Annotated in this window: 20 protein-coding genes; 18 read left to right on the top strand and 2 right to left on the bottom strand. The window is 47.1% G+C overall.

Annotated features, from left to right (window positions below; translation table 11 throughout):
* Positions 1 to 21 precede the first annotated feature (21 nt).
* Both cobD and QOL74_RS00895 read left to right on the top strand, forming a co-directional pair.
* Positions 22 to 1,119 carry a threonine-phosphate decarboxylase CobD gene (cobD, locus tag QOL74_RS00900; RefSeq protein ID WP_283407542.1) on the top strand — a complete coding sequence of 366 codons (1,098 nt, stop codon included), beginning with the start codon at positions 22 to 24 and terminating at the stop codon, positions 1,117 to 1,119.
* A 96-nt stretch (positions 1,120 to 1,215) separates the two neighbouring features.
* Entirely contained in the window at positions 1,216 to 2,988 is a 1,773-nt protein-coding gene (locus tag QOL74_RS00895) for a 5'-nucleotidase C-terminal domain-containing protein (RefSeq protein WP_283407541.1), read from the top strand.
* A 174-nt stretch (positions 2,989 to 3,162) separates the two neighbouring features.
* On the opposite strand, the gene QOL74_RS00890 is transcribed toward QOL74_RS00895, so the two are convergent.
* Entirely contained in the window at positions 3,163 to 4,014 is an 852-nt protein-coding gene (locus QOL74_RS00890) for a DegV family protein (RefSeq protein WP_283407540.1), read from the bottom strand.
* Between the two features lie 204 nt (positions 4,015 to 4,218).
* On the opposite strand from QOL74_RS00890, the gene QOL74_RS00885 reads away from it, so the two are divergent.
* The gene (locus QOL74_RS00885; protein ID WP_283407539.1) at positions 4,219 to 4,728 is read left to right on the top strand and encodes a QueT transporter family protein; all 510 of its coding nucleotides are present in this window, start codon (positions 4,219 to 4,221) and stop codon (positions 4,726 to 4,728) included.
* A 53-nt stretch (positions 4,729 to 4,781) separates the two neighbouring features.
* Here the strand turns inward: QOL74_RS00885 and QOL74_RS00880 are convergent, their stop codons facing one another.
* Positions 4,782 to 5,519 carry an MBL fold metallo-hydrolase gene (locus tag QOL74_RS00880; RefSeq protein WP_283407538.1) on the bottom strand — a complete coding sequence of 246 codons (738 nt, stop codon included), beginning with the start codon at positions 5,517 to 5,519 and terminating at the stop codon, positions 4,782 to 4,784.
* A 167-nt stretch (positions 5,520 to 5,686) separates the two neighbouring features.
* Between QOL74_RS00880 and QOL74_RS00875 the strand changes: the two genes are divergently transcribed.
* From QOL74_RS00875 to QOL74_RS00805, 15 genes are all read left to right on the top strand, one after another.
* A complete protein-coding gene (locus tag QOL74_RS00875) occupies positions 5,687 to 6,157 on the top strand; it encodes a tRNA (cytidine(34)-2'-O)-methyltransferase (protein ID WP_283407537.1) in 471 nt (156 codons plus the stop codon).
* A gap of 26 nt (positions 6,158 to 6,183) precedes the next feature.
* Positions 6,184 to 7,065, top strand: a complete 882-nt coding sequence (locus QOL74_RS00870) for a DegV family protein (RefSeq protein ID WP_283407536.1) — start codon at positions 6,184 to 6,186, stop codon at positions 7,063 to 7,065.
* A gap of 68 nt (positions 7,066 to 7,133) precedes the next feature.
* A complete protein-coding gene (gene grdC, locus QOL74_RS00865; protein ID WP_283407535.1) occupies positions 7,134 to 8,687 on the top strand; it encodes a glycine/sarcosine/betaine reductase complex component C subunit beta in 1,554 nt (517 codons plus the stop codon).
* 18 nt (positions 8,688 to 8,705) lie between these two features.
* The gene (grdD, locus tag QOL74_RS00860; RefSeq protein ID WP_283407534.1) at positions 8,706 to 9,899 is read left to right on the top strand and encodes a glycine/sarcosine/betaine reductase complex component C subunit alpha; all 1,194 of its coding nucleotides are present in this window, start codon (positions 8,706 to 8,708) and stop codon (positions 9,897 to 9,899) included.
* Positions 9,900 to 10,004: 105 nt separating this feature from the next.
* Positions 10,005 to 11,405 (top strand): RNA polymerase factor sigma-54, encoded by a 1,401-nt coding sequence (gene rpoN / locus QOL74_RS00855; RefSeq protein WP_283407533.1) that lies wholly within the window; start codon positions 10,005 to 10,007, stop codon positions 11,403 to 11,405.
* Between the two features lie 140 nt (positions 11,406 to 11,545).
* Positions 11,546 to 12,568, top strand: a complete 1,023-nt coding sequence (locus tag QOL74_RS00850; protein ID WP_283407532.1) for a sugar-binding transcriptional regulator — start codon at positions 11,546 to 11,548, stop codon at positions 12,566 to 12,568.
* Between the two features lie 71 nt (positions 12,569 to 12,639).
* Positions 12,640 to 13,836: a phosphoglycerate kinase gene (locus QOL74_RS00845; protein WP_283407531.1), complete on the top strand. Its 1,197-nt coding sequence runs from the start codon at positions 12,640 to 12,642 to the stop codon at positions 13,834 to 13,836.
* A gap of 12 nt (positions 13,837 to 13,848) precedes the next feature.
* Positions 13,849 to 14,595 carry a triose-phosphate isomerase gene (gene tpiA, locus QOL74_RS00840; protein WP_283407530.1) on the top strand — a complete coding sequence of 249 codons (747 nt, stop codon included), beginning with the start codon at positions 13,849 to 13,851 and terminating at the stop codon, positions 14,593 to 14,595.
* A 16-nt stretch (positions 14,596 to 14,611) separates the two neighbouring features.
* On the top strand, positions 14,612 to 16,150 hold the full coding sequence (gene gpmI / locus QOL74_RS00835; RefSeq protein ID WP_283407529.1) for a 2,3-bisphosphoglycerate-independent phosphoglycerate mutase: 1,539 nt from the start codon (positions 14,612 to 14,614) through the stop codon (positions 16,148 to 16,150).
* 91 nt (positions 16,151 to 16,241) lie between these two features.
* Positions 16,242 to 17,531, top strand: coding sequence for a phosphopyruvate hydratase (gene eno, locus QOL74_RS00830; protein ID WP_283407528.1), 1,290 nt, complete (start codon positions 16,242 to 16,244; stop codon positions 17,529 to 17,531).
* Positions 17,532 to 17,658: 127 nt separating this feature from the next.
* Entirely contained in the window at positions 17,659 to 17,898 is a 240-nt protein-coding gene (gene secG / locus QOL74_RS00825) for a preprotein translocase subunit SecG (protein WP_283407527.1), read from the top strand.
* Positions 17,899 to 17,935: 37 nt separating this feature from the next.
* The gene (locus tag QOL74_RS00820) at positions 17,936 to 19,945 is read left to right on the top strand and encodes a sodium-translocating pyrophosphatase (RefSeq protein WP_283407526.1); all 2,010 of its coding nucleotides are present in this window, start codon (positions 17,936 to 17,938) and stop codon (positions 19,943 to 19,945) included.
* A gap of 88 nt (positions 19,946 to 20,033) precedes the next feature.
* Positions 20,034 to 20,330 carry a DUF1294 domain-containing protein gene (locus tag QOL74_RS00815; RefSeq protein WP_283407525.1) on the top strand — a complete coding sequence of 99 codons (297 nt, stop codon included), beginning with the start codon at positions 20,034 to 20,036 and terminating at the stop codon, positions 20,328 to 20,330.
* A gap of 76 nt (positions 20,331 to 20,406) precedes the next feature.
* Positions 20,407 to 22,551: a ribonuclease R gene (gene rnr, locus QOL74_RS00810; protein WP_283407524.1), complete on the top strand. Its 2,145-nt coding sequence runs from the start codon at positions 20,407 to 20,409 to the stop codon at positions 22,549 to 22,551.
* 131 nt (positions 22,552 to 22,682) lie between these two features.
* A complete protein-coding gene (locus QOL74_RS00805) occupies positions 22,683 to 23,834 on the top strand; it encodes a BMP family ABC transporter substrate-binding protein (protein WP_283407523.1) in 1,152 nt (383 codons plus the stop codon).
* Positions 23,835 to 23,901: the final 67 nt, after the last annotated feature.

Raw genomic sequence — 23,901 nt, 5'->3', positions numbered from 1 at the left:
AATCCAAAGGGAGTGCTTTCCATGCACGGAGGAAATGTTCATGCAATTCAACGACAGACAGGCATTCAGGTATCTGCTCTGCTGGACTTCAGCGCCAATATTAATCCGTTGGGAATACCTGCAGCATTGCTGGAGGTCATGAAAGCTTCCCTTGAAGAATCTGTTCATTATCCGGACCCCGATTATCACCGTTTGTATGAGTCGATGGCCCGGTTTTTTAAGTGCGATCAGAATCGCCTGGTGATAGGAAATGGCGCAGCACATGTGATCCATGAGCTGTTGACGCTTCTTCAGCCTCAAAAAGCACTTTTGATGGCCCCCACTTTCAGCGAATACCGACAAGCGCTTGAAAAGTGCGATACCGCCATAAAAACACTTTCACTCAGTTCGGAAGATGCTTTTGACCTGCCTCTTGATCAGCTGGAACAGCAACTTCAGCGGGGAATCGATTTATTGATTCTCTGCAATCCCAACAATCCAACCGGCAGAATAATCTCGATTTCCCAAATGAAACAAGTTCTGAACCTGTGTCGTGGCCACCGGTGCCGATTACTGGTGGACGAAGCTTTCATCGACTTCACCACGAATGAATCCATTGACAGCCTTGTGAAGGAAACAGCCCATTGGCAGGAACTCACGGTGATCAGAGCCTTTACAAAAATATTTGCCATACCGGGCATTCGACTGGGGGCAGCTGTATTGGGAGATGTAAACCTGGCATCAAGAGTTCGAACTCACATGGTACCCTGGAGCGTTAATGTGGTGGCTGAAAGTATGGCGGATTTTCTCAATACACAGGAAGCAGCCAATTATCTTTCTCGTTCTGTTACATTGGTGACGGAAGAACGGGAATGGTTTTTCGGCGAACTACAGAAAATAGCTGGATTGAAGCCGGTGCCGGGAAGTGCCAACTATCTGCTGGTTGCCCTTGATGAATCTGCCCCGACAGTGGAGGCGTTGCAGGAATACTTGCTTCAGCAGGGTATCATGATACGCAACTGCAGCAACTACGATGGTCTTCATCACCGTTGGTTTCGCGTGGCGGTACGCAGACGTGAAGAGAATCGGAAACTGATTGACCATCTTAACTGTTTTTTAACACAAAATGCACAGAATTAACGGGAAAGGGTTTTTCCCATTGAATATAATGGGTATATAATCACTGCGTTTGTCGTGTAATTCATGAAACAACTCAAATTAAAAGGAGGATGTGTAATGATGACAGGCAAAGTAAACAGGAAGCTGCTCCTGTGGGTGATGGTGATTGCCCTGATGTTCAGCAGTTTTGGAACCCTGGTGGTATTTGCGGATGAGCACGCAGAATCGTTAATTATTTTGCATACCAATGATATTCATGGTCGGGGAGAGGCATTTGGCAAACTGGCAACACTTGTCAGCCAATATCGCGACGGTGACCATCAGGTGTTGCTCCTGGATGCAGGAGATACCTTTCATGGGATTCCCTTTGCAACGGTACCTGAAGGTGCCAGCATTGCCACGCTCATGAATGCTGTAGGGTACGATGCCATGACTGCCGGGAACCACGACTTTAATTACGGGCAAAGTCGATTGGTGGCACTGGATGGACTGACGGATTTCCCGATTCTGGCAGCCAATGTTTACAAAGCTGATGGTACCCGATTGCTGGATCCATATGTGCTGGTTGAAATGGATGGTTTTACTGTGGGCATTTTTGGACTGGCCACGCCAGAAACCCTGTTTAAAACCCATCCAAACAATGTGACCGGACTGACTTTTGTTGATCCTGTGAGCGAAGCAGCAGCAATGGTGGAAGAGCTGAAAGATATGGCAGATGTAATTATCGCCATTGGTCATCTGGGAATTGACGAAGAAACGGAATATGGGGCACGCAGTACCGCAGTGGCGACAGAGGTTGATGGCATTCATGTCTTTGTTGACGGTCACAGCCACGACCTGTTGGAAGACGGCATGATGGCCGGTGACACACTGATCGTCAGCGCTGGATACCATGGAAGTCACATGGGTATTGTCGAGCTGAGTATTGTGGACGGCCAGGTTGTTGAAACAATGGCAGGAGTAGTTGTTGTCAGCGGCGATGAAGCGCTTGAAGCAGATGAAGCGGTGACAGAAATCTTTGCGGCTCAACAGGCTGAGCTGGAAGAAATGTTAGCCGAACCACTGGGAAGCACAGCTGTGAAGCTTGAAGGTGAACGAGACTTTGTGAGAACCGGTGAAACCAATCTTGGAAATCTGATTGCAGATGTCCTCAAAAATGCTGCGGGAGCAGATATTGCCTTCACCAATGGCGGTGGTATCAGAGCCAGTATTGAAGCTGGCGTGATTACGCGGGGTGATGTTGTCACAGCATTTCCTTTTGGTAACAACATTGAGGTAAAAGAAGTGCCGGGTGCCGTTGTGAAAGAAATACTGGAACACGGTACACGTGCCTACCCTGAAGCCAGCGGCGGATTCCCCCACGTGGCAGGGATGTCTTATCAGATAGACCTGAGCCGTTCTGTGGGTGATCGAATTGTCAACCTGATGGTGAATGGTGAGCCCATTGATATGGAAGCAAGCTATCTACTGGCGACCAATGATTTCCTGGCAGCTGGAGGAGACGATTACACCATGTTGGGCGGACTGCCTACAGTCGCGCGTATGATGGCCATGGATGAAGCGCTGGCAGATTATTTGGCAGCAGCTGGTGAAATTGCACCGGAGGTGGAAGGCCGAATCACTGTTGCAGGAGAGTTGCCGGTAGCAGTGGAAGAGGAACCCGTAATAGAAGTTCCGGTGATGGATGATCATATGACAGACGAGCCCGAAGCCGCACCAATGCCAATGCCAGTTTCTGAACATGGCATTCACGTTGTTCAGCCGGGTGAAGTACTGTGGCGTATTGCGCAACAACATCACACCACATGGGAAATGTTGGCAGAAATGAATCAACTTGCAAATCCGCATTTGATCTTCCCTGGACAAGAAATAGCTTATCCTGCCCATTAAAGACATTTCCAATTATTGCAAAACACGCGACAAACAAACGCAAACAAACGCAAATAAAGGTCAATAAGAAATAAGAACACAGAAGCCCTCCACACCAGGAGGGTTTCTGTGTTCTTCGGGGATTATCGGAACTTTAAAATGTCCACATCAAGAGTAACTTAAATCAAGAGTTGCCTAAGGCCTCAAAAAAACAATGCTGAATGTTTTGGGACCACAGTGGCTGCAGATAACACAACCAGCCTGTGTAAGTGTGATGGTGGCCTCTGGCATGAGGTCGAGAATCTGTTGTGACAATTTTTGTGCATCTTCAGCACACATAGACTGGTTCACCACCACCGGAGAAGCGACAATATAAGGATGATCGTGGCGAAACAACTCCAGCATTTCATTCATCAGCTTCTCGCGTTTACCCCGAACCTTGCGATTGACGATGATCTGCCCTTCCACCACCTCCAAAATTGGTCGAATCCGCAACATGCTGCCCACCAGGTTTTCCATCGCCGAACAGCGGCCACCCCGGTGAAGATATTCCAGTGTATCAACTGCAAAGTATGTACGCACCTTGGGAACAAGGGTGCGTATACGGTCTGCCAGTTGAGAAAGGGAAAGAGATTCTTCTTGCAAAAGCATCACAGCTTTCATGACTAAAATGCCAATGCCGGCAGAGAGATTGAGTGAATCAATGACTTCAATGCGGTGGTCTTCAAATTCTGAGGCAGCGATGCGGGCATTTTGAATGGTTGATGACAGTCTGGAGGAGATGCCGATAAACAAAATGTCGTCACCTGCTTCGATGGCAGGGGTAAAACGTGCCAGAAAGTCGCTGGGTGAGGGACTGGATGTCTTGGGGAAAACATCAGTCTCAGCAACGGTCTGGTAAAGCTGTTCTGGATTTAAATCAACACCGTCGCGAAAGACGCGATCGTTAAAATTGACATAAAGTGGAATCACAGCGATATGATGTTCCTGTACAAACGAGTCAGGCAGATCGCTGGTGCTGTCAGTCATGATGCGAATACGATGCATGAAAAAACCTCCTTCTAATGAAACACATAAATCATCTTATTATACCTGTTGAACCTAAGCGGCGTCAATGAAGTAAGATTTCAAAAAAGCCTTGCCAATCAAGTGGGAACAGGGTAAGATATTCAAGTGCCTGAAACAGTCTGACACGAACTGTTGTCATGTTATTTTTCTCAAGATAGGAACATCGAAAGGAATGGTCTTCCAATGAAAGCAAAAACAACCTTTTGGATGCACGCAGCCATGATCGCTGCCATCTATACCGCGCTGACGGTTCTTTTTCGTCCCATCAGCTATGGGATGATTCAGGTGCGCGTGTCTGAAGCGTTGACAGTTCTGCCTTTTCTCACACCGGCTGCAATTCCGGGGCTGGCGGTAGGCTGCCTGATTGCCAATATCATCGGCCCGTACGGACTGGTGGATATTGTGGTGGGAACAGCAGCCACTACCCTGGCTGCCTTTATGTCTTCCAAAATGCGGCGCCGCTGGCTGGTCCCATTGCCGCCGGTTGTGGTGAATGCCGTCATGATCGGAGCCATGCTCTATTATTTGTTTTTGGGATCGCCTGATCAGGCGCCCATATGGATAATGATGCTCTGGGTTGGTGTCGGACAAATGGCTGCCTGTTATGGGTTGGGCTATCCATTATTACTGTTGCTGGAAAAATATCGAAATCGCATCTTTTCAAGAACTGTCGATCACCAAACACATCAATAAGAAAACCGTCCTTCCAAGTGGTGGACGGTTTTCTGATTACAAGGAGCAATTCCTCAGTTCTTCGTGTATTCAATTTGTTGTCCGCGATGGTTGAGAACAATCACACGAGACTCAGTGTCGGCAACCTGAGTGGCAAACCGCCGGGTGACTGAAAAGTCATTGGCGAAATGCATGGGAATAAAGAGACTGGGTTTAATGGTCTCGATAAAGCAAGTGCCCGCCCAGTGATAAGCAGTTCCCAAACGAGGATCAACAGGAACAAATGCCACGTCGATTCGTTTGCCCTGGAGGCGATGAATTTCCTCTTTGAAATCCTTCTCTTCCTGCAGCTGCTGTTGTGGTGAAAATGATTCCCAGTGCCACCAATTCAAGTCGCCTGAATGAAAAAAAGACAGATGGTCTGTTTGAACATAAAAAGAAACGCCTGCATCCGTCGAACCAAAGGCCTCGACGGATACCTCGTTAATTTGAAGTTTTTCATAGGGTTTCATCAGGTGGCAGTTTTCACGTGCCGGCAACGGCACGCCATCGCCAGCAATAATCTGAACAGCAGGATTCGATTCCTGATAATCAAAAAGCTGAGGCATGAAGTGATCCTGGTGGTGGTGAGTGATGAAAAAATATACGTTATCCCGTCTGGCCAGTTGATTAAGATCCAGTGAGCCGGCAATAGGTTTGGTGGGCATTCCACCTGTTGGTTCAACGTAGTCAAACACTAAAAAGTGGTGAAGGGTCTCAATGGAAAAGCCGCTGTGATAAAGGTGCGTGATGCGAGAACTGAAGGGTTTCATAGGAAAGCTCCTTTCCGGTTGCATGACAAAAATGTCATTGACTGTTGCTGTATTGCATACCCCATGGGGGATTTTAAAAACACTCATTGCGGCAAATCTCAACTGTGGTATAATCGGAACAAAGGTCAATCATGGAGTTGATAAACCCATACCACCAGGAGGACAACATGTCATTGCATATTGTTTTATATCAACCTGAAATCCCTCAAAATACAGGCAACATTGCCCGCACCTGTGTTGTTATAGGCGCGCACTTACACATTATTGAACCGGCAGGTTTTTCGCTGGAGGATAAAATGGTGAAAAGGGCCGGACTGGATTACTGGGATCTTCTTCAACTGAAAAGATACCAGGATTTCAATACATTTCTTCATCAAAATGATCATCCGGTGCCCTTCTGTCTAACCACAAAAGGCACTCGTTATTATCATCAAGTCAACTACCCGCAACCCTGCTACCTGCTTTTCGGAAGAGAAACTGCCGGCTTGCCGGAAGAAATACGACTGGCTTATGAAGATAGCTGCATCAAACTTCCGATGAATGATAATCCCCGCGCCAGGTCACTAAACTTATCCAATGCAGTGGCAGCTGTTGCATACGAAGTTCTCAGGCAATGGCGCTTTCCTGAAATGAGATGAAGAATAGAGATGAAGGAGGAATCGAAATGAGAACCATCCAACTTATCACGGACAGCATGACAGATATTCCCCAGTCTCTGGCAGAAAAACACCATATTCAGATTGTCCCGTTGACCATTTTTTTCGGAGTGGAAGCGTATCTGGATGGAGTTGATCTGACCAGTAAAGACTTCTATCACCGATTAAACGAAAGTGAAGCACTTCCCAGCACTTCTCAGGTAACACCGGCAGCCTTTCAGGCTGTCTTTGAAAAAGCGCTCGCTGACGGAAAACAGGTGCTTTGCATCAACGCTTCATCAAAAGCCAGCGGAACACACCAATCTGCACTTATTGCCAAAGAAACCATCGGATCTGCGGACATTCGCGTGGTGGATACCATGGGTCTGTGTATGGGTGCCGGACTAACAGTGCTGGAAACTGCGCGGCGCATTGAATCAGGAGCAACCCTTGATGAAGCTGCAGATTTTGCTGCTTCTTTTGCGGTGAATATCACTCATCTTTTCACAGTGGATACGGTGAAGTACCTGCAGAAAGGCGGGCGCATTAATCCTGGGAAAGCAATGATGGCAAACATACTGAACATCAAGCCCATCTTAACGGTTCATGACGGACTGGTTGATCCGCTGGATAAAGTGAGAGGTGCCAAAAAAGTGATTCACAAAATGCTGGAACTGGCATTGCAACAGCAACGTGATTTCACAGACAAAACCATTGTCATCGCTCATTCCAACGTTCCTGAAAGAGCAGCCGTTTTTCAACAGGAGGCACAGGAGATGCTGAAACCAAAAGAAATCATTCTGGCAGAAATTGGTTGCACCATTGGAACTCATACTGGGCAGGGGACTCTGGCGCTGTTCTTTCATCATGGAAACATTGCACATACAAGGCAAAACATGACTGAGTTGTAAGTTGTAATAAGTAAAGGTAATACATCAATGCTGTTTAAGTGTATACAATACCTTTGGAGGTGACTCTGGTGTTTTTTCCTGTTATCAAAGCAGAAGGTTATACCCTGGCTCATGCCGCCGGTTTGATGGCACGCTTCAGTGCAGTTGGACGTGAAGCAGTGCATATTAATCCGACAGCTGAATTTATGAAGAAACTGCCTGACTCGTTGCGCACATTCGATGAAGTGGTGGCCTATCCACCCAATCAGGTATATATTGGAGAAATGAACCCGGAACAGCTTCGGCGCCTTGGGACTCCCTGGTACGAACATCCACTTTCCGGTGCCGACAGATATGGTGCTTTTGGTGAAATCATGCCCCAGGAAGAATTCATCGGGCTGGTTAAAACGGCAGATGTGTTCGATCTCATCCGCCTTGAAAAAAGTTTTACGTCTGTGTTGAAAAAACAGCTATCAAAACACCCGCTTTTCAACGAAGCTCGGATTGCCCGACTTAAAGAAGGGGAAGAACTGGAAAGCCTTCGTTACCTTATCGAAGAACAGCAGGCCACACCGCTTGAACTGGAAGGCAAAATAATCGGCTGCGTGAAACGAGGTCATGAATTTGACCCAAACCTGTCACCGTTGGTCATCATGGAAAATCTGGCCACGAAAGCTTCGGCAGTTTTGACCTGCCTGAATCTGTTGGATAGAAACGGAATTGATCCTTTAGACATCGACTACGTAATTGAATGTTCAGAGAATGCAGCGGGTGATATGACGCAGAGGGGTGGCGGAAATTTTGCTAAGGCCATTGCCGAAGCCATCGGTGCTGGTAATGCCACCGGTTCAGACACCCGGGCTTTTTGTGCGGCGCCTGCTCACGCCATTGTGGAGGCAGCAGCGCTGGTGCAGTCAAAAATTTATAAAAATGTCTTGGTCACGGCTGGGGGTACCCTGGCAAAGCTGGGAATGAATGCCCGGGAGCATATGGCAAAGGACATTCCAGTTCTTGAAGATATGGTTGCTGGGTTTGCAGTGCTGATAAGCGAAAATGATGGGGTTAATCCCATTATTCGCACCGATCTTATTGGTCGTCATACTGTTTCCACAGGATCTTCTCCTCAAGCAGTGATCACATCGTTGGTCACCATGCCCCTTGATAAAGCGGGCTATAAAATACGGGACATTGATCGCTACTCTGTTGAAATGCAGAATCCAGATATAACCCGCCCTGCCGGGGCCGGTGATGTGCCGGAAGCTAACTATAAAATGATTGCGGCATTGGGAGTCAAGCGGGAAGAAATGGAGCAGCGTGAAGTGGCCACCTTTGGAGAACAACATGGTTTTCCGGGCTGGGCACCTACCCAGGGTCATATCCCTTCAGGGATTCCCTATATCGGGCATGCCCGCCAGGCTTTTCTCAATAACGAATTACATCGCGCCATGATTGTTGGTAAAGGCAGTTTGTTCCTTGCCAGGTTGACCAATCAGTTTGACGGTATCTCATTTATATTGGAAAAAAACCCAGGAGAAGTACAGCAGGAAAACGGCAAAATGATCTCTGAGGATGAAGTCAAAATGATGATCGCGTCGCTCATGCGGGATTTTGCGTCCAAGCTGCTGGATGATCGGGAATCATAGAAATCGAGGTGCATTGCCATGCCTGAACAGCTCTCTGTCAAGAAAATCGCGGGAGAGGTTTTTTACCAGATTGCCGATGCTATCGAAAGTGGAAAATTCGGCAGAAACATAAAAATTGGACTGACAATACTGGGCTGCGAAGTTGGAGTGGAAAACTGGGTGAAAGCCGCGGAGGAAATTTCCGGTCGCATGGATGAGTTTGAAGTGGTGCTTATAGGCCCGCGTCAACAGACCCATTTACTTCAATTTGAAGCCTCAACTGAAGAAGAAATGCATCGAAAAATGGAAACGATGCTGGATTACGGAATGCTTGATGCCTGCATTACAACCCATTACACTTATCCAATAGGGGTTGCATCAGTGGGCAAAATGATGGCGCCCGGAAAAGGGCGGGATTTTTATCTGGCAACCACTTCAGGAACGGCAGCATTAAACCGTTCTTCGGCCATGGTGATGAATGCGCTCTATGGCATAATCGTGGCAAAAACAATGGGAATTGCAACACCTCGTGTGGGAATTCTCAATGTGGATGGTGCCCGTCAAACAGAAAAGGCGCTTCATCAACTGGCTGCAAATGGTTACCCCATTGAGTTCGCCAGTTCTGTGCGTCCTGAGTCCGGCTGTATCATGAGAGGTAATGATGTGATAGCGGGTACGCCGGATGTGCTGGTGCAAGATTCTCTAACAGGTAATATCACCATGAAAATGTGCGCAACTTTTATGACTGGGGGCAGCAGTGAATCGGTGGGAGCCGGCTATGGCCCCGGTATCGGAGAAAACTACGAACGCCTGGCAATGGTCATATCAAGAGCCTCAGGCTATTCTGTTGTTCAGAATGCTGTTTTATATGCTGTTCAGCTGGCGAAAGGAAAACTGAATCAGGTGGCCAAGAAAGAGTTTGATCTGGCACATCGTGCGGGGTTACAGAGGTTAATCAAATCTTTAAACACTGACCGGAACGGAAAAGGAACCAGAAACAATGAAGAGGTGGTTTCACCACTGGGAGAACCAGTGACCAGTGGCATTTCAGGTGTTGATATCATGGACATTGAACAGGCAGTGAAGCTTATTTGGAAAAATGGCATTTATGCGGAAAGCGGCATGGGATGCACCGGGCCGATCCTTATGGTCAATCATCGAAATTTGGAAAAATCGTTGGCGCTGCTGAGGCAAACCGGATATTTAGTACAGGAAGAAATCGAATGCGTGTGAAACATATGCAAATTATGTGCCAAAATAAGCCGGTTAATGGAAAAGTCTTTTTATTTTTCCGGAACAATGGTATAATAACTACAGAATCGTTGGACGGTAATCAACATGAAGATTTGGGAGGTGATGGCAGTGGAAATGGGATACAATCTTCATTTGGAACAATCACAGAAACTGGTGATGACACCGCAACTGCGACAGGCCATCAAAATCCTTCAGTTCACTTCATTGGAGCTGGAAGAATACATTGAACAGCAAATTGAAAGCAACCCTGTCATTGAGATCAATGAAGAAGAAAAAGCCGCCAAAGAAGAACCCAGTCCCGAAAATAAAGTTGACTGGAAAGAATATGTGGAAGACTTTGATAACTATGAATACTGTAAAGAAGCATTTCATCACAATCGTGATAATGATTTCAATTATGAGAATATCATTTTTAAAAACCCAACACTGCAAGAACACTTACTGTTTCAATACCATTTAACCCTGCTGGATGCAGCTTATCATGAGATTTGCGAGTATATTATCCACAGCCTGGATGACAACGGCTACCTGACAGCAGGAGTGGAAGAGATCGCGCGGGAGCTGGAGGAAGATCCTGCAACGGTGGAATATGTGTTGAGAATTGTACAGAGCTTTGATCCTGTCGGCGTTGGGGCGCGGAACCTTAGTGAATGTCTTGCCATTCAATGTCGTGCCGCAGGAATCAGGAATGAAAACGTTTACCAAATTATTCATCATTACCTGGATGACCTGGCAGATAACAAGTATCCCCTCATTGCCAAACAACTGAACATTTCTTCAGCTCAGGTACAGGAAATCTGTGATTACCTTAAAACACTGGAACCCAAACCCGGGCGCATGTATGCCGATACCGACAACCGGTATGTGGTACCTGACATGGTGGTTCGTAAAGTGGGCGATGATTACTATATCATCCCCAACGACCGAAACAGTCCCCGGCTGACCATTCGTAAAGACTATCAAAAAATGTTATCGAGCGAAGAGCAGAATCACGATGCGGTCAAATTTCTCAATGATAAATTCAACAGCGCCATGTGGTTGATCAAAAGTATTGAACAACGCATGCAAACCATTTATAAAGTGGTTGAAATGATCGTTCGCAAACAGCGCTGTTTTTTCGAATACGGCAAAAAGCATTTAAAGCCAATGACACTGAAAGAAGTGGCAGACGAGATCGGAGTTCACGAGTCTACTGTTAGTCGTGCGACAAATGGCAAGTATATGGAAACTCCGATGGGAACTTTTGAACTGAAGTATTTCTTTTCAAGCGGTGTCTCCGACGAAAATGGTGAGGGCATTGCATCAGAAAGCATTAAGAACTATATCAGAGATATCATTGATGCTGAAAATGCACGAAAACCACTGAGTGATGACCGCATTGCCCACGAACTGGCGGTGAAAGGTATCAAAATATCCAGAAGAACTGTTGCAAAGTACCGGGAAGATATGAAAATACCAGCATCTTCTAAACGCAAACGTTATTGAAAAAAGGAGTTTCTTTAGTTGCTCTCCATTGGAATTTAAGATATAATGAGGGTGGGCCTGAGCTCGCTCTTTTTTTACGATATAGGGACAAAAAATGCAACACAGGGATCGAAAGTGTCCCGAGAAGGGCGGATAAATCCATGAAAGAGTTGCTGGATCTTCAAAAAATAATTGTGCCTGAAATGCTGACCCTCATGGAGAAACGGTATCATATTTTGAGGAACATTGCTGTTTGGCAACCCATCGGTCGACGGTTACTTGCCGGCAAGTTACAGATTGGAGAGCGAATTGTACGCAAGGAAATCTCTTTCTTGCAACAGCAGGGGCTTCTCGATGTTGAGGCTGGAGGCATGACGGTTACGCCAGAGGGGCGCGAAGTGATTCAAAAACTGAAAGAGAGTATCTATCAGCTGAGAGGCATCCGGCATCTTCAGGATTCACTTCAGAAAAAATTGGGAATCCGCAATGCCTATGTGGTCTCTGGAAATCTCGAAGAAGAAGAGTATGTACTCAATGATATGGCGAAAGTTGCTTCAATGCAATTGCAACAAACAGTGGAAGATGACATGGTGCTGGGGATCACTGGCGGCAGCACGATGGCAGCTGTGGCTGAAGTGCTTGCACAGGTGCGTAAGATGGAACATGTAACTGTCGTACCTGCCAGAGGCGGATTTGGCCGCGAAGTGGAAAAACAGGCCAACACCGTTGTGGCACAAATTGCCCGCAAGCTGGGAGCCCGATATATGTTGCTCCATGCTTCTGATACGTTAAGTAAAGAAGCTCTGCAAAGTGTTTTGAATGACCCCGCCATAAAAAAAGTGGTGGAAACCATCAAAACCACACGGTGTCTCGTTTTTGGAATAGGTCGTGCTGATGAGATGGCGCGGCGCCGGGAATTTACACAGGACCAGATTGAAATGCTGACGAGGCAACGGGCAGTGGCAGAGTCTTTCGGTTTCTATTTTACCCGGGAAGGTACCATCGTGCATGAAATTGAAACCCTGGGCATCAACTTCAACGATTTTCTCAAAATGGAACATGCCATCGGTGTTGCCGGGGGAGCTCGCAAGGCAGAGGCCATCTTCACCATTGCCAGATTAAAACCATCGATGGTGTTGGTAACAGACGAAGCTGCCGCAATGGAAATTATGAAACACTTTTAAAAGCAACCTATTATGAGTGACTATCGTGAACCTATGGCCATTGATCATGAATGATGAATAGGAGGGATCGTATGTCGGTGCTTCACAAAAAACGAATGGAAGATTTAAAGGTGTCTGGAGAAAAGGTGCTGGTGCGTTGTGATTTCAATGTTCCCATGAAAGAAGGCAGTATTACTGACGATATCAGGATTCGTGCTGCCTTGCCTACTGTGGAATATCTGCTGAAAGAAAAGGCGGCTGTGATTCTGATGTCTCACCTCGGAAGACCCAAGGGCGAGGCAAATCCGAAATATTCCCTGAAACCTGTGGCTCAGCGAATCGGAGAACTGCTGAACAAACCTGTTTTGTTTGCCGATGACGATCTGGTAACTGGAGAAACAGCTCAGCAAATGGCTAGTGCCTTAAAACCGGGAGAAATTCTACTGCTTCAAAATGTGCGCTATCGAAAAGAAGAAGAAAAAAATGACACAAACTTTTCAAAAGAGTTGGCCTCACTGGGAACCATGTATGTTAACGATGCTTTTGGAACAGCTCATCGGGCCCATTGCTCCACAACAGGGTTGGCCGAATACTTACCCGCAGCTATGGGATTCCTCATCGAAAGGGAAGTGCAGTTTCTGGGCAAAGCGCTGGAAAATCCTGAAAAACCATTTGTCGCTATTCTGGGTGGCGCGAAAGTATCAGATAAAATCGGCGTGATTGAAAATTTGATGACGAAAGTGGACGTATTGATCATTGGCGGCGGGATGGCTTACACATTCCTAAAAGCAAAAGGATTTGAAATTGGCAAATCGCTTCTTGAAGAAGATAAACTGGATTTGGCCACTGAGTTGATGGAGAAGGCAGCAGCTTCCAATGTGACCATGTTATTGCCGGTGGATACTGTGACGGCAGATGCTGTCAGCGAAGATGCTGCATACGAGACAGTAATGATGGAAAGTATGCCCGTTGATGGAATCGGTGTTGATATTGGTCCCGAAACCATTGTTCAATACACCAAAGCCATAAAAGAAGCAAAGACAGTTGTTTGGAATGGTCCTATGGGTGTTTTTGAAATCAGTGCATTTGCCAATGGCACCAGAGAAGTCGCAAAAGCACTGGCAGCCAGTGATGCGGTTACTATTATTGGCGGCGGCGACAGTGCGGCTGCTGTTGAACAATTGGGATTTGCCGAAGCCATGACCCATATTTCTACGGGTGGCGGCGCTTCGTTGGAATTTCTGGAAGGCAAAATACTGCCAGGAATTGCAGCGATTCCGGAAAAATAAAGGAGGAAATAGATGCGTATTCCATTGATAGCAGGCAACTGGAAAATGAACCTGGATTGTGTTCAGGGGACTGAACTGGTGAAAAAAATTCATGAAGAACTGGGTGATACCGATGTGGAAGTGGCTGTTTGCTGCCCTGCGCCTCTTCTCTGTTGTATGGCCAATGAGCTGAAAGACACCCCCATCCGGCTGGGTGCTCAAAACATGCACTGGGAAGATGCGGGTGCCTTTACCGGAGAAGTATCTGCTGCCATGCTGAAAGAAGCAGGTGTGCATTATGTCATTCTTGGTCACTCTGAACGCCGACAGCTCTTTGGTGAAACAGATGAAATGATTAACAAAAAGACCAAAAAAGCACTTGAAAAGCAACTTGTTCCAATCGTATGCATCGGCGAAACCCTTGAAGAAAGAGAAACAGATAAAACCTTTGAAGTATTGACACAGCAGCTGAAGAAAGATCTGGACGGTCTGACCGAAGAAGCGGTGGCTGAGCTGGTAATCGCCTATGAACCTGTATGGGCTATTGGCACCGGAAGAACAGCCACACCAGAACAGGCAAATGAAGCCGTTGGTTTTATTCGCAGTCAACTGGAGCAGGCATATGGAGACGACATTTCTGAGAAGATACGCATATTGTATGGTGGCAGTGTCAAAGCGGATAATGCCACTGAGATCATGAACTGTGAAGAAATTGATGGTGCACTGGTGGGTGGCGCCAGCCTGAAGGCAGAGGAGTTTTTAGGGATCATCCACTTCTAGTGCGAAAGGAAGCGATTTGATGAAGAGACCTGTGGTGTTAATGATTTTAGATGGATTTGGACTGAGAGAAAAAGTTGCAGGAAATGCGGTGAAACAGGCGCAACTGCCACGTTTTCATGAGCTGATGGCAACCTGCTCTCACACCAGGGTGGAAGCCAGTGGTTTGGCAGTCGGTTTGCCTGCCGGTCAAATGGGTAATTCTGAAGTAGGTCACTTAAACATTGGTGCTGGACGGGTTGTATACCAGGAACTGACACGGATCACCAAATCAATTGAAGAAGGTGACCATCTAACGAACGAAGCTTTTCTTACTGCCATGAACCATGCCCGGGAAAAGGGAACCACACTGCATTTAATGGGACTCCTTTCCGATGGAGGCGTTCACAGTTATTTGGATCATGTCATTGGTTTGTTGGAAATGGCTAAAAAAGAAGGGCTGTCAGATGTGGTGATCCACTGCTTCCTGGATGGCAGAGATACACCTCCTCAAAGTGCATTATCCTATGTGGAGCAGTTGGAGAATCAAATGATGCGAATCGGCATTGGACGAATTGGCATAGTTTCCGGTAGGTATTATGCCATGGACAGAGACAAACGCTGGGAGCGAGTTAAGATAGCCTATGATGCTCTGGTTCAGGGAATCGGACCCCGTGCCGCGACAGCAGCTGCTGCCATCCAACAGTCTTATGAGCGTGGAGAAAACGATGAGTTTGTATTACCCACTATCATTGGACTGAACGATGGTGACGGCCATTGTGTGAAACCAAATGATGCCGTGATTTTCTTTAATTTCCGTCCCGATAGGGCTCGGGAAATGACACGTGCCTTGCTGGATGAAACCTTTGATGGTTTTGAACGTCCGGCGGGCAAACTGCCTTTGGTGTATGTGACCATGACGCAATATGACAAAACCATTGAGGGACCACTGGTGGCCTACCCGCCCCAAAGTTTAATCAACACACTGGGTGAAACAATCAGTTATCAGGGCAAAAAACAACTGCGAATAGCAGAAACCGAAAAATATGCCCATGTCACCTACTTTCTTAATGGCGGCATCGAAACACCCTTTGAAGGCGAAGATCGGATCCTGGTGCCCTCTCCCAAGGTGGCAACTTATGATCTGCAACCTGAAATGAGTGCAGATGAAGTGACAGAAGCGTTGATCCAGCGCCTCGATGATCAAGACCTGGATTTGGTGGTACTCAATTATGCCAATCCAGATATGGTGGGGCATACCGGCATCATGGACGCTGTGGTAACAGCTCTCGAAACAGTTGACACATGCATGGGACGCGTGGTCGACAAAGTGATTGCCATGGGTGGTGCGCTGCTCATCACGTCAGATCACGGCAATGCAGAAGAATTATTGAATGAAGAGTCGGGAGCACCGGTGACATCTCATACCACCAACCCGGTACCGTTGATTCTGGCTGGGATGGAAGGCGTTTCCCTTGCAGATAATGGACGTTTGTGCGATTTGGCACCTACACTGTTGGAAATGATGGGGCTGGAAAAACCCGAAGAAATGACCGGTCAGTCGTTGCTGGTGAAATAACGGGCATCCAATGCCTGATCAAGTAACCAGCAATTGAAGGTAAAGGTAACAGTCAATCAGCAACTATCTATGAAAAGGAGTGAATCACATTATGACAATTATCAGTGATGTATATGCACGGGAAGTATTAGATTCAAGAGGCAACCCCACTGTTGAGGTGGAGGTATATCTTGAAAGCGGCGTGATGGGCAGTGCCATTGTACCATCAGGAGCGTCGACAGGACTGTTTGAAGCCGTTGAACTGAGAGACGGTGATAAAAGTCGTTACATGGGCAAAGGAGTTCTGAAGGCCGTTGAAAATGTAAATGAAGTGATTGGTCCCGAAATCATCGGGCTTGATGCTGTTGATCAGGTGGCCATTGACGAAATCATGATTGAACTGGACGGCACTGAAAATAAATCCAAACTGGGAGCCAATGCCATGCTGGGTGTTTCCATGGCGGTGGCCAAAGCTGCAGCAGAAGCGCTGGACCTCCCTTTGTTCCAATATGTCGGCGGTGTCAATGCCAAACAGCTGCCAATGCCCATGATGAACATTCTTAATGGTGGTGCCCATGCAGACAACAATGTGGATATCCAGGAGTTCATGGTAATGCCCGTGGGTGCAGCCACGTACAGCGAAGGGCTTCGAATGGGTGTGGAAGTCTACCACAACCTGAAAGCGGTCTTGAAAGCCCGCGGCCTGGCCACGGGAGTTGGTGATGAAGGTGGATTCGCTCCCAATCTGGCTTCCAATGAGGATGCATTTAAAGTAATCGTGGAAGCCATTGAAAAAGCTGGATACAAACCGGGTGAAGACATCAAAATTGCCGTGGATGCAGCGGCCTCCAGCTTCTATCTTGAAGATGAAAAAATCTATGATCTGGCAGGCGAAGGTGTGAAGAAAACCGCTGAAGAGATGGTGGATTATTACGAAGAAATGATCAACAAGTACCCCATCCTTTCCATTGAAGATGGTTTGGCAGAAGAAGACTGGGATGGCTGGAACCTGATGACCAAGCGTCTTGGCAATCGCATTCAGATTGTTGGTGACGATATTTTCGTTACCAATACCAAGCGTCTGAAAAAAGGAATTCAGCAAAAAAGTGCCAACTCAATTTTGATTAAGCTGAATCAAATCGGCACCATTACTGAAACTCTCGACACCATTGAAATGGCTAAAAAAGCAGGCTTTACCTGCGTCATTTCCCACCGTTCAGGTGAAACAGAAGACAGCACCATTGCTGACTTTGCCGTTGCAGTAAACGCAGGGCAAATCAAGACGGGTGCTCCTGCCAGAACAGACCGGGTGGCAAAATACAATCAATTGCTGCGCATTGAAGACATTCTGGGCGAAACTGCCAAGTTTGGCGGCGAAGAGTTGTTCTACAATTTGAAATAAGCACCGCTTTCAGTGGCAGTGTTGGTGTGCCCCTTCCGGAACCCGGGAGGGGTGTTTTAACTGTTGCGTTTAAAAAGGGCCTGTGATAGAATAGCTATGTTAAAGACATGGTATGGGAGGTGTGAAAATGAGCGGTTTTAGAATATTCCTGATGATTATTCAAGTGGTGGCCTCTTTGGTGCTGATCGGAAGCATCTTGATGCAATCCGGCAAAAGCGCCGGCTTATCCGGTTCCATTTCCGGTGGCGCAGAGCAATTATTTGGCAAACAGCAGGGCCGAGGCTACGAAGCCATTCTGACGAAGGTAACCACAGCCGGTGCAGTGCTGTTCATTATTGTTGCCATTATTTTGGTTGCCATTCAGTAACAACTTACTTATGAACTAATGGGAGGGACACGATCAAATGAATCAGTTCATTGCTGCACCCTTGGCGGGCATTGCGGCCCTTGTTTTTGCGTATGTGCTTGCCGCCAGAATTAAAAAGGTTGATGCGGGAAACGATCGCATGAAAGAGATCGCATCCTACATTCATGAAGGGGCAATGACTTTCCTGCAAAGGGAGTACAAAACCCTGGTTATTTTTGTCGTTGTATTGGCAGTCGTACTGGCAATCGGAATTAACCCGTTGACAGCTGTTTGCTTTGTCATCGGGGCGCTTTTTTCAGCCCTCGCCGGTTTTTTTGGAATGCAGGTAGCCACTCAGGCGAACGTTCGCACCGCTAATGCTGCAAAAGAAAGCGGCATGAACAAAGCATTAAGTGTGGCTTTTTCCGGCGGAGCAGTGATGGGTATGTCAGTTGTCGGCCTGGGTCTTCTGGGCGTTGGCGGTCTTTTTATTTTGATTTCGGGTATGAGAACTCCCGAAGAAGCTGCCACCATTATCACCGGATTTGCCCTTGGAGCTTCCTCCATCGCTCTTTTCGGTCGTGTGGGTGGTGGTATTTACACAAAGGCAGCCGATGTTGGAGCTGACCTGGTGGGTAAGGTTGAGGCAGGTATTCCGGAAGATGATCCCCGTAACCCAGCGGTTATTGCTGACAACGTGGGTGACAATGTGGGTGATGTTGCCGGCATGGGAGCTGACCTTTTTGAGTCCTATGTGGGTTCTATTATTTCCGCAATTTCATTGGGTCTTTTAGCCTACGGTTTAAACGGAGCTCTCTTTCCGCTGATTCTGGCAGCTGCCGGTATTATTGCTTCCATTGTTGCCACATACTTTGTTAAAGGTGATGAAAATTCCAATCCGGCAAAAGCACTTCACAGAGGCACCTATGTGAGCGGAGCCATCACCATTGTGGTTGCATTTCTTCTGAGTCGCAGCCTGCTGGGTAACCTGAGTGGTTTTATGGCAGTGGTCACTGGGCTTGTTGTAGGTATGTTAATTGGTAAAATTACAGAAATATACACCTCAGGTGACTATGACTCTGTGAAAAGAATTGCCAAACAGGCTGAAACCGGTCCGGCTACTACCATTATCAGTGGTTTGGCGGTGGGTATGATGTCTACCATGTACCCCATCATCTTTATCGCTGTTGGTATTTTAGTTGCCTTTAGTGCGGCTGGTCTCTACGGGATCGCGCTGGCAGCAGTCGGCATGCTGGCGACAGCCGGTATGACCATTGCTGTGGATGCTTACGGGCCCATTGCCGACAATGCCGGGGGAATCGCTGAAATGTGCGATCTTCCCAAAGAAGTTCGTAAAATCACCGATAAGCTGGATGCTGTGGGCAATACCACTGCAGCCATCGGAAAAGGATTTGCCATTGGTTCTGCAGCGCTGACAGCCCTTGCACTGTTTGCCACTTATACCGCTGCTGTCGGGTTGAGTTCCATTGACCTGACAAAACCCACTGTTATTGCCGGAATGCTCATTGGCGGCATGCTGCCTTTCCTGTTCTCGGCCCTGACCATGGAAGCTGTGGGAAAAGCGGCTAATGAAATGATTGAAGAAGTACGCCGCCAGTTCCGTACCATTGAAGGCATTATGGAAGGCACCGGTAAACCGGATTATGCCAACTGTGTTGACATCAGTACTGCTGCTGCGCTGAAAGAGATGGTTTTGCCGGGTCTGCTGGCGGTGCTGGTACCCATTGCCACAGGTCTGTTGCTGGGAACTGAAGCTGTAGGCGGTCTGCTGGCAGGAGCACTGGTTGCCGGTGTATTAATGGCCATTATGATGGCTAATGCCGGCGGTGCCTGGGACAATGCCAAAAAGTACATCGAAGAAGGACATCATGGCGGCAAGGGCAGTGAGGCTCATAAAGCTGCAGTTGTCGGCGATACCGTCGGAGATCCCTTTAAAGATACTTCCGGACCTTCCATCAACATTCTGATTAAGTTGATGACCATTGTTTCTGTTGTCTTTGCGCCGTTGTTCATGACTTTCGGCGGATGGCTCTCAGGCTTATTCTAAATCCCGGTTAAAAAGCCCTTTGCCCTTTCAGGCAAAGGGCTTTTTTCAAAGAAAAGGTATTTAAAGTTATTCAAAAAGGAGAATGAACATGCCATTATCCCCCGCCAATGCCTTCTATCTGATGATTGGCCTGCTGTCATTTTTGCTAATGGGCATCGATAAATACAAGTCTGTTAGAAAACAGTGGCGGATCAGTGAAATAACCTTTATGGGATTATCCATTTTGGGAGGTGCCCCGGGAGTGCTGGCAGGAATGCTGGTGTTTCGCCATAAAATCAGAAAGCCACTCTTTTATCTGGGGATACCGGCGATCTACTTATTTCACAGGGCGCTGCTGACGCCGCTGCTGCTACGAATATTGATTGAAGCGGGATTTGGGTGGTAAGAATAGGATAGCCTTCATTTTCACACATGAACCAGCAGAAGGAGGGAACGGAATCGAAACGACACGTATTGAACAATTGAAAGAACAGGTTATTACTTGTATGAAAACAAGTGCTTACCGGCCGATGTTGATCCATGAACTAATGGAAGCCTTGGAAATCCATAAAAGCCAGCGAAAAATGTTTCAGGAGGTTCTGGAACAGCTGGTGCAGGAAGGGTTGGTGATGCAAACCAGAAAACGCCGTTACGGCATTCCTGAAAAGATGGGATACATGATGGGAACTCTGAAAGGACATATGAAGGGGTTTGGGTTTGTGGATGCCGATGATCGGACGCTTCCATCTGCCTATATTCCTGCCAATTCCATGAAGGGTGCATTGCATATGGACAGAGTGCTGGTTCGCATCAGACAGGCTTCTGTTGATGGTCAAAAGGCAGAAGGTGAAATAGCCACCGTTTTGAAACGGGGCCTTACAGACATTCCCGGCACCTATGAAAAAGGAAAAAAATACGGATTTGTGGTACCGGACGACCAGCGCATCAGTACTGATATTTTCATACCATCAGATCGTGCCAAAGGCGTTCCCAATGGACACAAAGTGGTTTGTCGCATCACCCAATGGCCTGAGAACCGGCGTAATCCCGAAGGAAAAATTACTGAAGTACTGGGAAATCCGGCAGATCCTGAAACTGACATGTTGGCCATCATTGCCAAGCATGGGTTGAAGGAAAGCTTTCCCAAAGCGGTTTTGAAAGAAGCCAGAGGGATCGACCAGCAGATTTCACAGAAGGAAATCAGTAAACGTCTCGATCTTAGAAAGATGCAGATCATCACCATTGATGGTCCCGATGCGAAAGATCTGGATGATGCCATTTCGGTGGAAGTCCTGGAAAATGAAGTAATTCGGTTGGGAGTTCATATTGCCGATGTGGCTCATTATGTGAAGGCGGGGACGCGCCTTGATACAGAGGCTCATGAGAGAGGCACCAGTGTCTATCTGGTTGATCGGGTGCTGCCCATGCTTCCTCCAGAACTATCCAACGGTATTTGCAGCCTTAATCCGGGTGAAGATCGTTTAACCCTGTCTGTTTTCATGAATATTGACAAAAAGGGCAATGTGATCAAACATGATATCTGCGAGACAGTGATCAATTCCAAGGAGAGAATGATTTACGATGATATAAGTGATCTTCTGGAACATCAGAATGGTGAGATGATGAAGCGGTATCATCATCTAAAGAATGACCTGAAGTTAATGGAAACCCTCTATCGTCGATTGCGGCATAAACGGGATGATCGTGGCTCTATTGACTTTCATTTCGCTGAAGCAAAAGTGATTCTTGATGACAAAGGAAATCCGCTGGATATTGTGCTGGAAGAGCGGCGAACAGCTAACCGAATGATTGAAGAGTTCATGCTGGTGTGTAATGAAACTGTTGCAGAGCATTATTACTGGTTAAAGCAACCCTTTATTTATCGGGTTCATGAAGACCCTGCTGAAGAGAAAATGCAGGAACTGCGGTTATTCGTTCATCACTTTGGGCATCAGCTTAAAGGCAGTGGTGACGATTTACATCCGAAGGTACTTCAGGAATTGCTGGCGGCGGTGGAAGGAAAAAAAGAAGCACCGGTCATTAACACCATGATGCTTCGATCTTTGAAAAAGGCACGCTATACAGCTGTTCATGGCACCCATTTTGGGTTGGCTGCCCGCTACTATTCTCATTTCACCTCACCTATTCGCCGCTATCCTGATCTGGCGATACATCGCATCATTAAGAATGTACTGGCAAAAGGTGTGGTGACGAATGACGATGAAAAAGAAAACTTAGTGGCACGGCTTGAAAAGACAGCTGCACATGCTTCTGAACAGGAACGCACTGCAGAAGAAGCTGAACGGGAGACGGTGGATCTTAAAAAAGCGTTATACATGCAATCCCGTATTGGCAATGAGTACGAAGGTCTGATATCGGGCATCACCTCCTTTGGGATGTTTATTGAGCTTGGGAATACGGTTGAAGGCTTGATTCGCCTCAGTGACCTGGAAGATGATTACTATATTTTTGATCAACAGCATCTGACACTCACCGGTGAACGGACAAAAAAACGATTTCAAATCGGTGAACCGGTGCGTGTTCGTGTGGCTGGTGTGGAAGTGATGCAGCGGCAAATTGACTTTGAGCTCATTGAAGTGCTTGATGTGAAAAATAAAGTGACATAACTGAACCAATGTTTGAAATCGACGCAACACATTGACTAATCAGCCTAAATCGAGTAAAATTGTGACAGGATTGTCGAATAAACACATCAGTTACCGCACATGACGGTAACAACCAAAAGGGGGAGTTTCAAGTGAAGAAGTTTGGCAGCTTAGGTTTAATGTTACTACTTGTACTTGCTTTGGCACTTTCCGGTTGTGGATCACCGGAACCAGCAGCACCTGCAGCACCAGCAGCACCTGCAGAGCCGGGAGCACCTGCAGAACCGTCGGAGGATGCTCTGAAGGTTGTTCTGCTTCTCAACGGTACGTTGGGGGACAGATCATTCTTTGATTCCGCACATGCCGGCGTTCAAATGATCGAGCAGCAGTTTGGAGCAGAGGTGCGCACCATCGAAATGTCCTACGACCAAACCCGTTGGGAACCAACTCTGTGGGAAGTATCTGAACAAGACTGGGATATCATTATTCTGGGAACATGGCAAATGACAGAATACCTAGAAGAGATTGCTCAGGAATTTCCTGACAACCGCTACATCATTTTTGACACATCTGTAGATTACAGTGTTGGCGATCTGAGCAATGTTTACTCAATTTTATACAAGCAAAACGAAGGGTCTTTCCTGGCGGGTGCCTTGGCTGCCAAAGTGACCACCTCAGACATGGAGCTGTCCAATGACCGTAAATTGATCGGCTTCCTGGGAGGCATGGACATTCCCGTAATTAATGACTTCCTGGTGGGCTACATTGAAGGAGCTCTGTATGTGGACGAAGACGTTTCGGTGTACGTCTCGTACATTGGCAGCTTTGATGATTCCGCCTCCGGTAAAGAGAATGCACTGGCACAATACAATGCAGGTGTGGACATTGGCTTCAATGTGGCTGGTCAGGCTGGCCTGGGTCAATTGGATGCTGCTCAGGAAGTTAACCGATATGCCATCGGCGTTGACTCCGACCAGGCGATGGTTTTTGCAGAATCAGATCCTGACAAGGCTGAACTGGTGCTTACTTCCATGATGAAGCGGGTGGATAACTCTCTGGTACGAGCCGCTGAAATGCATATGGCTGGCACCCTTCCCTATGGTGAAGCAGAAGCACTGGGGCTGGTGGAAGAAGCAGTCGGACTGGCCAATAACGATTTCTTCGAAAGAAATGTACCGGCTGAAATTCGGGCTGAGCTGGAAGAGCTGGCTGAAATGATCATTAATGGTGAAATCACTGTCAGCAGCGCCATTGGCATGAGCACCGATGAACTGAACCAAATCAGAGATGCCGTCAAGCCTTAAGGCGATGACGAACAAAATGGATATCAACTGTACAATTCGGGGCAGAATATTCTTCTGCCCCGTCTTT

The sequence above is a fragment of the Anoxynatronum buryatiense genome (assembly GCF_900182905.1).
Taxonomy (GTDB): domain Bacteria; phylum Bacillota; class Clostridia; order Peptostreptococcales; family Tindalliaceae; genus Anoxynatronum; species Anoxynatronum buryatiense.
The sequence above is the reverse complement of the archived record's forward strand: the minus strand, read 5'-3'. Positions and strand labels throughout refer to the sequence as shown.

Coding starts and splice junctions, on each gene's coding strand:
- QOL74_RS00850 (WP_283407532.1), top strand. CDS start 11,546: ATGAAAGAGTTGCTGGATCTTCAAAAAATAATTGTGCCTGAAATGCTG.
- QOL74_RS00890 (WP_283407540.1), bottom strand. CDS start 4,014: ATGCATCGTATTCGCATCATGACTGACAGCACCAGCGATCTGCCTGAC.
- QOL74_RS00885 (WP_283407539.1), top strand. CDS start 4,219: ATGAAAGCAAAAACAACCTTTTGGATGCACGCAGCCATGATCGCTGCC.
- secG (WP_283407527.1), top strand. CDS start 17,659: ATGAGCGGTTTTAGAATATTCCTGATGATTATTCAAGTGGTGGCCTCT.
- rpoN (WP_283407533.1), top strand. CDS start 10,005: ATGAAGATTTGGGAGGTGATGGCAGTGGAAATGGGATACAATCTTCAT.
- eno (WP_283407528.1), top strand. CDS start 16,242: ATGACAATTATCAGTGATGTATATGCACGGGAAGTATTAGATTCAAGA.
- QOL74_RS00880 (WP_283407538.1), bottom strand. CDS start 5,519: ATGAAACCCTTCAGTTCTCGCATCACGCACCTTTATCACAGCGGCTTT.
- QOL74_RS00870 (WP_283407536.1), top strand. CDS start 6,184: ATGAGAACCATCCAACTTATCACGGACAGCATGACAGATATTCCCCAG.
- QOL74_RS00815 (WP_283407525.1), top strand. CDS start 20,034: ATGCCATTATCCCCCGCCAATGCCTTCTATCTGATGATTGGCCTGCTG.
- QOL74_RS00875 (WP_283407537.1), top strand. CDS start 5,687: ATGTCATTGCATATTGTTTTATATCAACCTGAAATCCCTCAAAATACA.
- cobD (WP_283407542.1), top strand. CDS start 22: ATGCACGGAGGAAATGTTCATGCAATTCAACGACAGACAGGCATTCAG.
- QOL74_RS00845 (WP_283407531.1), top strand. CDS start 12,640: ATGTCGGTGCTTCACAAAAAACGAATGGAAGATTTAAAGGTGTCTGGA.
- grdD (WP_283407534.1), top strand. CDS start 8,706: ATGCCTGAACAGCTCTCTGTCAAGAAAATCGCGGGAGAGGTTTTTTAC.
- QOL74_RS00820 (WP_283407526.1), top strand. CDS start 17,936: ATGAATCAGTTCATTGCTGCACCCTTGGCGGGCATTGCGGCCCTTGTT.
- tpiA (WP_283407530.1), top strand. CDS start 13,849: ATGCGTATTCCATTGATAGCAGGCAACTGGAAAATGAACCTGGATTGT.
- QOL74_RS00895 (WP_283407541.1), top strand. CDS start 1,216: ATGATGACAGGCAAAGTAAACAGGAAGCTGCTCCTGTGGGTGATGGTG.